Source organism: Pseudomonas sp. FFPRI_1, assembly GCF_055384485.1.
The window spans coordinates 7,361,816-7,373,538 of record NZ_AP029168.1 but is presented as its reverse complement, the minus strand read 5'-3'; the positions used below and the strand labels follow the sequence as shown (position 1 = coordinate 7,373,538).

The window sequence follows — 11,723 nt, the reverse complement described above, 5'->3', positions numbered from 1 at the left end:
TATCGGCTTGCAGCTTGCAGCCACAAGCGTGTCGCGGCCTTCCATGTTGAGTGCGGAGCTCAAGGCCTTCTACATGGTCGCTCGCCTGGGCAGCATCACCCAGGCGGCGAAGAAGCTCGGTCTCAGCCAGCCCACAGTGACTACCCAGATCCGCAATCTGGAAAGCCAGTATTCGGTGGAGCTGTTCTTTCGCGGTGGCCGGCGCCTGAGCCTGAGCGATGAGGGCGCGCGCCTGCTGCCGATGGTCAAGGACCTGTTGCAGCAGGAGGCCGACATCGAGTTCTTCCTGCGTAACAGCGGCCAGGTGCAGGGCACTCTGCGCATCGCGGCCACGGCGCCTTATTACATCCTCGACCTGGTGAAGACCTTTCGCCAACGCTTGCCGCAAGTGGAGGTCTCGGTGGAAATCGGCAACTCCCAGCAGGTGCTGGAGGCACTGGAGGAGTACCGGGTGGATGTGGCGGCATCCTCGCAGTTGCTGGAGGATTCGCGGTTGATCCGCCGGGTACTGGGCAGCGATCCGCTGGTGCTGGCGGTGCACCGCAATCATCCCCTGGCCGCCCTGGACCATGTGCCCCTCAACGCCCTGGCCGGACACACCCTGTTGATGCGCGAACCCGGGTCCACCACCCGCAGCCTCACCGAGGACCTGCTGAAGAACGCCAACGTCAGCTTCGGCCCACTGTTGGAAATCGGCAGCCGCGAGTCGATTCGCGAAGCGGTGCTGCGCAATATCGGCATCAGCATCATTGCCCGCCAGGAGGTTCCTCACGATCCGCAGTTGCGGGTGCTGAGCATCGAAAATGCACCGCAGATAGCCGAATACCTGTATTGCCTCAAGGAGCGCAAGAACGCGCGGCTGCCTGCGGCTTTCCTCGGGCTGGCCCAGGAAATGGCGCCCCTTTAGTCACAGCTGCTCCGGCCGTCATCCCTTGCCCGGCGCCTCATCATGCCCCGGCCGCTACCGGCTCTGCGGCCCGGCGCCAACCCAAATCTGCCAATACCACTATCGGCAGCTTTTGCCTGTTTGCCACAAGAGCTACGCATTCGCCCCCTAGGATGGGTTTCATCTGCCAGATGAGGCCCGTCCATGAACAACCCGACTGCAACTGCCCTGAGCAACCCCGGCGCACCGATGAAGATTCGCGGTGTACAGAAGCGCTTTGGTGCCTTCACCGCGCTGGATAACGTTTCCCTGGACGTGGCCGCCGGCGAACTGGTGTGCCTGCTGGGGCCGTCTGGCTGCGGCAAGACCACCTTGCTGCGCTGCATCGCCGGCCTTGAGCGCCAGGACCAGGGCGAGTTGTACCTGGGGGAACGGGATGTGTCGCTCCTGCCGCCACAGGCCCGTGACTACGGCATTCTGTTCCAGTCCTACGCGCTGTTTCCCAATCTCACCGTGGAAGCCAACATCGCCTACGGCCTGGCCGGCAGCGGGCGCGAGGAAACGCGCAAGCGCGTGGCGCAGATGCTGGAGCTGGTTGGCCTGTCCGGCAGCGAAAAAAAATACCCCGGCCAGCTTTCCGGTGGGCAGCAGCAGCGGGTCGCCCTGGCCCGGGCCTTGGCGCCGGCACCTTCGCTGCTGCTGCTGGATGAGCCAATGTCGGCCCTGGACGCCCGGGTCCGCGAGCACCTGTGCACCGAACTGCGCCAGCTGCAGCGGCGCCTGGGGATCACCACCCTGATGGTCACCCACAACCAGGACGAAGCCATGCTGATGGCCGACCGGATTGCCGTGATGAATAACGGCAAGGTCGAGCAGTACGCCACGCCCCAGGAAATCTACGACCGTCCGGCCACGCCGTTCGTCGCCGAGTTCGTCGGCCAGGGCAACTGGCTACCCTTCAGCCGCAACAGCGACAGCCATGCCCAGGTCGGCGGGATGAATGTGCGCCTGGCCGACGATTCGGCCAAGGCCGCCTCGGGCCGCTTGTTCTGCCGTCCGGAAGCCATCAGCGTCAACCCGCCGGTGCATGAGGAAAACCTGTTCGCGGCCAAGGTCCGGGAAATCACCTTCCTCGGCAACCGCTGCCGCATGAGTTTTGAACTCAATCATTTGCCAGGGCATCCGCTGCTGGCCGAACTGGCACCGGAAGCCATGCCGCGACTGGGCGCCCAGGACATCTGGGTCGCCTTGCCGCCGCGCAGCCTGCAGGTGTTTGCCTGATATGAGCGTGCAAATGTCCCTGCCGCTACCTGCAAAGCGGGCGCGGCAGACTTCCCGTGCCGAACTCGGCGACCGTCTGTTCGTCGTGGGTGGCAAGTTCCTGCTCCTGCTGTTGCTGGGGGTTGCGGTGCTGCTGCCGCTGCTGGCGATCTTCTGGCGCGGCTTCAGCGCCGAGGCCGGGCAGGGCGGTGGCCTGGTCGCGGCCCGTGAACTCATTAGCAGTGACAATTTTCACTGGCTGCTCGGCAACAGCCTGAAAGTCTCCCTCAGCGTTGCCGCCATCGTGGTGCCCCTGGCCTATCTGTTCGCCTACGCCCTGCAGCGCACGCTGATTCCCGGCAAGGCGATCTGGCGCGGCCTGTCGCTGTTGCCGCTGATGGCACCGTCGATGCTGCCGGGTATTGCCCTGGTCTACCTGTTCGGCAACCAGGGCATGCTTCGCGGTCTGTTCGCCGACAACATCTACGGTTTCTGGGGCATTGTCCTCGGTGAGGTGATCTACACCTTCCCCCATGCCCTGATGATTCTGCTCTCGGCCCTGTCCCTGGCGGATGCGCGGTTGTTCGATGCGGCGTCGAGCATGGGCGCGAGCCCGGCCAAGGCCTTTCGCAGCATTACCTGGCCGGCCACCCGGCAGGCGGTATTTGCCGCCTTCTGCCTGGTGTTCACCCTGACCATCACCGATTTCGGCGTGCCGGTAGTGGTCGGCGGCGACTACCAGGTGCTGGCCCTGGAGGCCTACAAGGCGGTGGTCGGCCAGCAGCAGTTCGGCCGCGGCGCGCTGATCGGCATGGTGCTGTTGCTCCCGGCGCTGTTCAGCTTCGGCGTCGATGCCTGGTTGCGTCGCCGCCATGGCGACTCCATGAGCGGCCGGGCCCAGGTGTTCAGGCCGGCGCCGTGCAAGCGCCGCGATGCCTGCTACCTGGCCATCGTGCTGTTGATCTGCGCAGCGTTGCTGCTGGTGTTCGGCATGGCGGTGTATTCCTCCCTGGTGAAGTTCTGGCCCTACAACCTGTCGCTGTCTCTCAATCACTACCAGTTCAATGACACCGCCGGCGGTGGCTGGCTGGCCTACCGCAACAGCCTGACCATGGCCCTGTGCACGGCGCTGATCGGCAGCGTGCTGATCTTCACCGGTGCCTACCTGATGGAGAAGACCTCGGGGCAGCGCGGCCTCAACCTGGCGCTGCGCATGCTCAGCTTCGTGCCCATGGCGGTGCCCGGCCTGGTGCTGGGCCTGGGCTACGTGTTCTTTTTCAACCTCAACGGCAACCCGCTGCATGTGCTCTACGGCACCATGACCCTGCTGGTGGTGTGCACCATCGCCCACTACCTGACCACCGCGCAGATGACCGCCACCACCGCCCTGCGCCAGCTGGACGCGGAGTTCGAGGCGGCTGCGCTGTCGCTCAAGGCGCCGCTGTACCGGCACTACCTGCGGGTCACGGTGCCGATCTGCCTGCCGGCGCTGCTGGACATCGTGCGCTACCTGTTCGTTTCGGCGATGACCACGGTGTCGGCGGCAATCTTCCTCTACAGCCCCGACACCATCCTCGCCGCCGTGGCCGTGCTGAACATGGACGATGCCGGCAATGTCGGCGGCGCCGCGGCCATGTCGACCCTGATCCTGTTCACCTCGGCCGGCGTCTCGCTGTTGCTGGCCTGGGCGTCGCGGGGCCTGCTGCGCCGCTCCCAGGCCTGGCGCCAGGGCGCGCCCGGTCACTGATTCCGTTCACCTCCCCCAACCCTGATCTGCACTCACTAAGGAACCGCACCATGTTCAAGCTCCTGGCTCTTGCCGCTGCCGTCCTCTCTGCTGTCAGCCTGAACGCCTTTGCTGCGAAAACCGAACTAACGGTCTATACCGCCCTCGAAGCCGAGCAACTGAAGTCCTACAAACAGGCTTTTGAAAAGGCCAACCCGGACGTGGAGATCAAGTGGGTACGTGATTCCACCGGCATCATCACCGCCAAGCTGCTGGCCGAAAAAGCCCGTCCGCAGGCCGATGCGGTGTGGGGCCTGGCGGCTTCCAGCCTGGCGATCCTCGACCAGCAGGGCATGCTGCAAAGCTATGCACCGAAGGACTTGGGCAAGATCGGCCCGAACTACCGCGACGCCGCCAACCCGCCGGCCTGGGTCGGCATGGACGTGTGGGCCGCGACCATCTGCTTCAACACCGTGGAGGCCCAGAAGCAGGGCCTGACCAAGCCGGTGAGCTGGCAGGACCTGACCAAGCCCGAGTACAAGGGCAAGATCGTCATGCCTAACCCGGCCTCTTCCGGCACCGGCTTCCTCGATGTCAGCGCCTGGCTGCAGACCTTCGGCGAGAAGCAGGGCTGGCAGTACATGGATGAGCTGCACCAGAACATCGGCCAGTACGTTCATTCCGGTTCCAAACCGTGCAAGCTGGCCGCCGCCGGTGAATTCCCCATCGGCATCTCCTTCGAGTATCCGGCGGTGCAGTTGAAGCGCCAGGGCGCGCCGCTGGACATCGTCCTGCCCAAGGAAGGCCTGGGCTGGGAAATCGAAGCCACTGCAGTGATCAAGGGCACCCCCCACGAAGAGGCGGCAAAGAAGCTCGCCGACTTCTCCGCCAGCCCGGCGGCCATGGAGCTGTACAAGGAAAACTTCGCCGTGCTGGCCCAGCCCGGCATCGCCAAGCCGCAGACCGAACTGCCGGCGGACTACGAGCAGCGCCTGATCAAGAACGACTTTGCCTGGGCTTCGAAGAACCGCGACGAAATCCTCAGCGAATGGCGCAAGCGCTATGACGGCAAGTCGGAAAAGGTCGCCGCACAGTAACGCCCAGGGCAGCTGTGGCGAGGGAGCTGGCTCGCGCTGGGCGGCGAAGCAGCCCTGAGTCCGGACAATGCGCTGCAGCTGCCTCGCCACACTCAATGAGACATGAACATGACCAATCACAGCGATCTGCTGATCGTCGGCGCCGGCATCCTGGGCCTGTCCCACGCCTATGCCGCCGCCAAGCGCGGTTTGCGGGTGCAAGTTTTCGAGCGCAGCGCCACGCCCCTGGGCGCGTCGGTGCGCAATTTCGGCCAGGCCCTGGTCACAGGCCAGCCGCCGGGGATGATGCTGGAGCTGGCCAAGGCCAGCCGGGAAATCTGGGGCGACTGGCAGCAGTTGGCGGGCGTGCAGCTCAAGCGCAACGGTTCCTACCTGTTCGCCCGCAGCGAAGCCGAAGAGTACCTGCTGCAGGCCTTTTGTGCCGGCCGGGCGCAGGAACACGATTACCGGGTCGAGCTGCTGCGCGGCGCGGCCTTGAATGACCTGTATGGCGGCCAGTTCCGCCATCACCGGGCAGCCCTGCATGGCCTGGACGACCAGCAACTGTATTCCCGCGAGGCGATTCCGGCGCTGATCGACTACCTGCGCCGGGACCTGGGGGTGCAGTTCCACTTCTCGACCCTGGTTCGGGACATCCAGCCGGGGCTGTTGCACAGCACCGCTGGCAGTTTTCGTGGCACGCGGACCCTGGTCTGTTCGGGCCACGACTACCAGACCCTGCTGGCCGAGCCGATTGCCCAGTTGCACCCGCAGGTCTGCCGCCTGCAGATGCTCCGCGCCCGTCCCCAGGCCGAGCTGAACCTGCAGCACGCGCTGCTCACCGGCTTGAGCTGTGTGCATTACGGTGCCTTTGCCGACCTGCCGGAAGCGGCGGCGGTGCAGGCCGAGATCCTGGCCCAGGCCCCCCATCTGCATGAGCATGGGATTCATCTGCTGATCAGTCCGACCCCCTATGGCGAGCTGATCATCGGCGATTCCCACGATTACGGCGGGGATCCGTCGCCATTCAACGGCGAACAGGTGGATAACTGGATGATCGAGCTGGCCGAGCAGACCCTGGGCTGCAAGGTCCAGGTGGTGGAGCGCTGGCAGGGTGTCTATGGTGCCCGTGGCCCGGCGCCGTTTTCCTTCCTGGAGGCGGCCCCGGGGATCAATGTATCCCTGATGCATACCGGGGTCGGCATGAGCGTCGGTCCGGCCATGGCCGAGCGCAATATCGCCCGGATACTGGAGGAGCAGTGATGAATCGACCGCAGCAGGTGATCGCCGAGGTCTTCGGCCTGTATGAGCGCTTCGGTGACAGCGACTACATCGGCGAGCCGGTGTCGCAGATCGAGCACATGTCTCAGGCCGCTCAGTTGGCCATGGCCGAGGGCTATGACGATGAAGTGGTGCTGGCGGCGTTCTTCCACGATATCGGGCATATCTGCGTGCAGGATGCCGAGAACATGGGGGGCTATGGCGTGGTCAGCCATGAACGCCTGGGGGCGGACTACTTGCGCCGGGCGGGTTTCAGCGAACGCCTGGCGCGGCTGGTGGAGTATCACGTCCAGGCCAAGCGCTACCTGACCTTCAAGGACCCCGGTTATTACCAGCGGCTGAGCGAAGCCAGCCGGCGCACCCTGGAGTACCAGGGTGGGGTGATGAGCGCGGCAGAGGCGGCAGCCTTCGAACTCGACCCGTTATGGGCGGTGAGTTTGCGCATGCGTCACTGGGACGAGCAGGCCAAGGAAATGTGGGTCCCGGTGATGGATATGCAGGTGCTCAAGGACAAGGCGCTGGCTGTATTGGCCTGAGGGCCCTTTCGCCGGCAAGCCGGCTCCTACAGGGCTTGCCGGCGAAGGCGATCTAAGACACCAGCAACGTCTCAGCCAGCGCCTCGATCTGCTCCTGACGCTCGACCTGGCTCAGGCGCGCATGGGGATTGAGCGACGACCACTGCGGATGAGCCCTGGCCTTGCTCAGGGCTTCCGGCAACTTGCCCTCGCGCCAGCTCTTATCCTCCGGCGTGGCCAGGCGAATGCTGTCCATGGCCGCATGCCCGCGCAGGTTCAAGGCCTGTACCAGCTGGCGCTGACGCAGGGCCAGCAGGCGCAGCACGCTGTCATCCACGGTCAGTTCGCGCTGGCCCTTGAGCTTGCCCAGCAAGCGGCTGCCGTAGCTGCGGGCGGTTTGCAGGGCGCCACCGGCAATTGCCCCGGCCAGGGCCGCGGCGCCCAGGGTCAGGCCACCAACCAGCAGGTCGACCCCGGCTCCGGCCGCCGCGCCCGCGGCGATGCCGCTGCCCACCCGCACCCCCAGTTGCTTGAGGGTTTCCGGGTTGAACAGGTCGTCGCCCCAGCGCCCGTCCAGTAGCGGCAGGTCGCTGGTCGACGCGTCCTCGGGGCGGAAGGCGTAGAGCTTGAGCAAGGCTTCGACGCAGCGCTGCTCGCGCTGGCGGATGGCCTGGCGCAGTTCGCCAATGGCCTGTTGTTCCTGCTGGGCGTCGCTGGCCACGCTGCGGCGGCAGGCGGCGCAGTCCACCAGCAGCTCGGCAATCAGCCGGGCTGCGCTGTGCTGGCGCGCCCGACGCTGGGCCTGCTGGTCGTCCATCAAGCGTTGCAGGGCCGGGCGGGCATGCTCCAATAACAGTGCCAGGCTCTCGTACAGGCGCTGCTCGCCGTCTTGGGGCGGCGCCACGCTGTCGAAGCGCACCAGGGCATGCAGGCCCAGGCGGGCCAGGGCTTCACGCCAGTCGCCTTCGCGCTGGTCGGCGCTGCTGACGAAGTTCAGCACCGGCAGCAGCGGCTTGCCGCAGCCAGTGAGCACCTCAAGCTCGTCGCGGTATTTGGCCAGCACCGGTTCCCGGGCATCGATCACATACAGGCCGGCGTCCGAGGCCAGCAGCTGGCGCAGCACCTTGGCTTCCTGTTCGAAACGCTGGCGGGCCTCGCTGCCGTCGAGAAAGCGTGCCACCCGCGCCGGGCCATCCAGGCGTTCGCCCGGGCGTTCCAGGCGTTCCAGGTAATCCAGCAGGGCGATGGCGTCCTCAAGGCCGGGGGTGTCGTACAGCTCCAGCAGGGCTTCGCCCTCCACCGATAGCCGCGCACCTTCCACATGCCGGGTGGTGCTGGGGCGATGGGACACTTCCCCGAAACCCACGTCCCGGGTCAGGGTGCGCAGCAGCGAGGTCTTGCCCACGTTGGTGTGGCCGACCACCGCCAGTTTCAGCGGCTTGTGGCGGGCATCAGTCATGACCGGTCTCCAGCCAGTTGAGGGGCACGCAATCGGCGAACGGCAGTTCCAGCTGTTGCAGGGCGCTGTGCCAGTCACCCAGGCGCTCGGCATCCAGGGCCTGGCCGGGCGGTGCCTGCAGCAGCCAGACCCGGGTGGCGCTGGCATTGCGCGCCAGCTCGGCAATCAGCCCCAGGCTGCCGCGGTCCGGCGAACGCCGGGGATCGCAGGCGATCACCAGGCGCGCCGGGGGGAAGCGGCTCATCTGTTCCAGCAGGCGATGGCGTGATTCGCGGCTGTCGAGGATGCCGGCGTCCTTGACGTTATCCGGCAGCTGCGGCGGCCAGGGGCGCTGGTCGTCGAGCTCGATGGCCACCAGCAGCGCGCCGCTGCTGTCCAGGGTGTTGGCTGCGCCTTCGACCCGGTGCAACTGTTCGGGAGCCGCATCGTTGACCCCCAGGCGTTCGCTGCTGGGCATCAGGGGTTCACGCAGTTGCGCGTAGCCCGGCAGGTTGAGGTCCAGTTGCAGGCGTGCCTGTCCGTGTTTCCAGCGCCAGCGGCAGAACAGCATCAGCAGCAGACGCGGCAACACGCCGTAGATCACCACCAGCACCACCAGCCAGATGGCCCACATCTGACGGACCAGCTCAGTGTTGTAGACATCCCGGGTACTGGCCTGGATGGTCGCCAGGCTCGGGGCGCCCAGGCCCAGTGACCGGGGCAGGGCGCTGAGGAAGTTGGTGATGGCAGCGAAGGCATCGGCGCCCAGCAGGGTACTTTCCCAGACAAAGCTGTAGCGATGGGTGGTCAGCAGCAACAGCAGCATGGCCACGGCGCTGAGCAGGGCCAGGCACCACAGGCCGTTGATCAGGCTGCCCAGGGCCCAGCGGTTGAGCTTGCGCCGTTGCAGCAACAGCAGCAGGGCCGGCGGCAGTTGGGCGGCCTTGGCATCCCGGGAGAATTTCTCGCTGAGCCACAGCCACAGGCGGCCCAGGCTGGCACCGTGCTCGCCGGCGAACAGCAGGCCGGCCAGCCAGCTCAGCAGCAGGATCAGGTTGATCCCCAGCAGGCTGCCCAGGGCCCAGAACACGTTCACCGGCTGCTGGGTGTTGCCCAGGGCGCTGAAGGCCAGGCCGGCGCCGCTGATGACCGCCAAGACCGAGAGTGCCAGCAGTGCCAGCCGCGCACCTTGCTGCCAGTGCAGCAGGGCACTGTGCAGGCCGTCACGCTGGGCCAGCCACAGGGCGCGGTTCTGGATCCGGGTCGCCAGGTCGCCGCCCTGGTTGCGGGCCAGGCGGTTGGCTTCCTGATCTTCCAGCGGGCCGGCGTGCTCCTCGCGCAGGCGCACGGTTTCGGTCAGCCACAGGCGTTGCAGGGGAGTCAGTGCAGTCACGCGTCATTCCATCGCTCAAAAGTGCGCTGAGCATAACTGCTGCAGCGCGGATCGGGGTACGTTGCCAGGTCCTGGTCCTCTGGTATCCTCGCCGGCATGAAAAAATCTCTCCCTCTCAGCCTGATCGCGGCCCTCGGTGAAAACCGCGTGATCGGCGTCGACAACAGCATGCCCTGGCATTTGCCGGGGGATTTCAAATTCTTCAAGGCCACCACCCTGGGCAAGCCCATCATCATGGGGCGCAAGACCTGGGATTCGCTCGGCCGGCCCTTGCCGGGGCGGTTGAATATCGTGGTCAGTCGTCAGACCGATCTGGCGCTCGAAGGTGCCGAGGTCTATCCGTCGCTGGAAGCCGCGGTGGCCCGGGCCGAGGAATGGGCCCTGGAGCAGGGCGCCAGCGAACTGATGCTTATTGGGGGCGCACAGCTCTATGGACAAGGGCTGGAGCAGGCAGATCGCCTGTACCTGACGCGGGTAGCGTTGAGCCCGCAGGGCGATGCCTGGTTCCCAGAGTTCGATGAACAGCAGTGGAAGCTGGTATCAGAGGTACCGAACCCGCCCGAAGGCGACAAGCCGGCGTACAGCTTCGAGGTGTGGGAGAGAAGCTGACAGCAGGCAGCTGCAAGTTTCAAGCTTCAAGCTGCAAGCAAGAGCCCGTCGGCTTCTACTTGCAGCTTGTAGCTGGCGGCGTGCAACTGCTGTTTTACGCGTGCTCCAGCTCCGAATGCTCATCGGCGTCCAGCAGCGCCTTGTCGGTCTGCTGCATCACCTGGCTGGTGATCGCGCCGGCGGTCATCGAACCGCTGACGTTGAGGGCGGTGCGGCCCATGTCGATCAGCGGCTCCACGGAAATCAGCAGCGCCACCAACGACACCGGCAGGCCCATGGCCGGCAGCACGATCAGCGCGGCAAAGGTCGCGCCACCGCCGACCCCGGCCACACCGGCCGAACTCAAGGTCACGATGGCCACCAGGGTGGCGATCCACAGCGGGTCCAGTGGGTTGATGCCTACGGTCGGCGCTACCATCACCGCCAGCATCGCCGGGTACAGGCCGGCACAGCCGTTCTGGCCGATGGTCGCGCCGAATGAGGCGGCGAAGCTGGCGATCGATTGCGGAATGCCCAGGCGCCGGGTCTGGGCCTCGATGCTCAGGGGAATGCTCGCGGCGCTGGAGCGGCTGGTGAAGGCGAAGGTCAGCACCGGCCAGACCTTGCGGAAGAAGCGCAGCGGGTTGATCCCGGCCAGGGCCACCAGCAGGCCGTGAACCACGAACATCAGGCCCAGGCCGATGTAGGACACCACCACGAAACTGCCGAGCTTGATGATGTCCTGCAGGTTGGAGCCCGCGACCACCTTGGTCATCAGCGCCAGCACACCGTAGGGGGTCAGCTTCATCACCAGGCGCACCAGGCGCATTACCCAGGCTTGCAGGGTGTCGATGGCGTTGAGCACCTTCTGGCCCTTGTCGGCATCGTCCTTGAGCAGTTGCAGTGCGGCGACGCCGAGGAAGGCGGCGAAGATCACCACGCTGATGATCGAGGTCGGCTTGGCCCGGGCCAGGTCGGCGAAGGGGTTCTGCGGGATGAACGACAGCAGCAACTGCGGCACGTTGAGGTCGGAAACCTTGCCCGCGTAGTCGCTCTGGATCACTTGCAGGCGGGCCAGTTCCTGGGTGCCGGCCACCAGGCCTTCGGCGGTCAGGCCGAACAGGTTGGTCAGGCCGATGCCCACCAGCGCTGCGATGGCGGTGGTGAACAGCAGGGTGCCGATGGTCAGGAAGCTGATCTTGCCCAGGGACGAGGCGTTGTGCAGGCGCGCCACAGCACTGAGGATCGAGGCGAACACCAGCGGGATCACGATCATTTGCAGCAACTGCACGTAACCGTTGCCCACCAGGTCGAACCAGCCGATGGAGGCCTTGAGCACCGGATTGCCGGCACCGTAGAGGCTGTGCAGGGCGATGCCGAACACCACGCCCAGCACCAGGGCCAGCAGGACTTTCTTGGCCAGGCTCCAGGTGGTGTGGCGGGTTTGTGCCAGGCCCGCCAGCAAGGCGAGGAACACCAGCAGATTGAGGATCAGCGGCAGATTCATTGTGACTCCGATAAGACGAGTGCCAATCGCGGCTCAGGGCGATTGCGAACCGG

General features: G+C 65.7%; 10 protein-coding genes. 7 read left to right on the top strand and 3 right to left on the bottom strand.

Annotation, left to right across the window (positions count from 1 at the left end; all coding sequences use genetic code 11):
• The first annotated feature begins 43 nt into the window (after nucleotides 1–43).
• From ACZ5BO_RS33230 to ACZ5BO_RS33205, 6 genes are all read left to right on the top strand, one after another.
• On the top strand, nucleotides 44–907 hold the full coding sequence (locus ACZ5BO_RS33230) for a LysR family transcriptional regulator (protein ID WP_025130991.1): 864 nt from the start codon (nucleotides 44–46) through the stop codon (nucleotides 905–907).
• A 183-nt stretch (nucleotides 908–1,090) separates the two neighbouring features.
• A complete protein-coding gene (locus tag ACZ5BO_RS33225) occupies nucleotides 1,091–2,167 on the top strand; it encodes a putative 2-aminoethylphosphonate ABC transporter ATP-binding protein (protein ID WP_025130992.1) in 1,077 nt (358 codons plus the stop codon).
• A gap of 1 nt (nucleotide 2,168) precedes the next feature.
• Nucleotides 2,169–3,893, top strand: a complete 1,725-nt coding sequence (locus ACZ5BO_RS33220; RefSeq protein WP_025130993.1) for a putative 2-aminoethylphosphonate ABC transporter permease subunit — start codon at nucleotides 2,169–2,171, stop codon at nucleotides 3,891–3,893.
• A 50-nt stretch (nucleotides 3,894–3,943) separates the two neighbouring features.
• Nucleotides 3,944–4,969 (top strand): putative 2-aminoethylphosphonate ABC transporter substrate-binding protein, encoded by a 1,026-nt coding sequence (locus tag ACZ5BO_RS33215; RefSeq protein ID WP_464697546.1) that lies wholly within the window; start codon nucleotides 3,944–3,946, stop codon nucleotides 4,967–4,969.
• A 108-nt stretch (nucleotides 4,970–5,077) separates the two neighbouring features.
• The gene (locus ACZ5BO_RS33210; RefSeq protein ID WP_464697545.1) at nucleotides 5,078–6,211 is read left to right on the top strand and encodes a TIGR03364 family FAD-dependent oxidoreductase; all 1,134 of its coding nucleotides are present in this window, start codon (nucleotides 5,078–5,080) and stop codon (nucleotides 6,209–6,211) included.
• Nucleotides 6,211–6,765, top strand: coding sequence for a phosphonate degradation HD-domain oxygenase (locus ACZ5BO_RS33205; RefSeq protein ID WP_464697544.1), 555 nt, complete (start codon nucleotides 6,211–6,213; stop codon nucleotides 6,763–6,765). Before ACZ5BO_RS33210 ends, ACZ5BO_RS33205 begins: the two co-directional genes overlap by 1 nt.
• A 52-nt stretch (nucleotides 6,766–6,817) precedes the next feature.
• Here the strand turns inward: ACZ5BO_RS33205 and ACZ5BO_RS33200 are convergent, their stop codons facing one another.
• Both ACZ5BO_RS33200 and ACZ5BO_RS33195 read right to left on the bottom strand, forming a co-directional pair.
• Nucleotides 6,818–8,203 (bottom strand): DUF3482 domain-containing protein, encoded by a 1,386-nt coding sequence (locus ACZ5BO_RS33200; RefSeq protein ID WP_464697543.1) that lies wholly within the window; start codon nucleotides 8,201–8,203, stop codon nucleotides 6,818–6,820.
• Nucleotides 8,196–9,575, bottom strand: a complete 1,380-nt coding sequence (locus ACZ5BO_RS33195) for a DUF2868 domain-containing protein (protein ID WP_464697542.1) — start codon at nucleotides 9,573–9,575, stop codon at nucleotides 8,196–8,198. The genes ACZ5BO_RS33200 and ACZ5BO_RS33195 overlap by 8 nt, the downstream gene beginning before the upstream one ends.
• Nucleotides 9,576–9,671: 96 nt before the next feature.
• Here ACZ5BO_RS33195 and ACZ5BO_RS33190 point away from each other — a divergent pair, with 96 nt between their 5' ends.
• On the top strand, nucleotides 9,672–10,184 hold the full coding sequence (locus tag ACZ5BO_RS33190; RefSeq protein ID WP_025130999.1) for a dihydrofolate reductase: 513 nt from the start codon (nucleotides 9,672–9,674) through the stop codon (nucleotides 10,182–10,184).
• Between the two features lie 94 nt (nucleotides 10,185–10,278).
• Here ACZ5BO_RS33190 and ACZ5BO_RS33185 read toward each other — a convergent pair whose 3' ends face one another.
• Nucleotides 10,279–11,670: an L-cystine transporter gene (locus ACZ5BO_RS33185; RefSeq protein ID WP_464697541.1), complete on the bottom strand. Its 1,392-nt coding sequence runs from the start codon at nucleotides 11,668–11,670 to the stop codon at nucleotides 10,279–10,281.
• Nucleotides 11,671–11,723 lie beyond the last annotated feature (53 nt).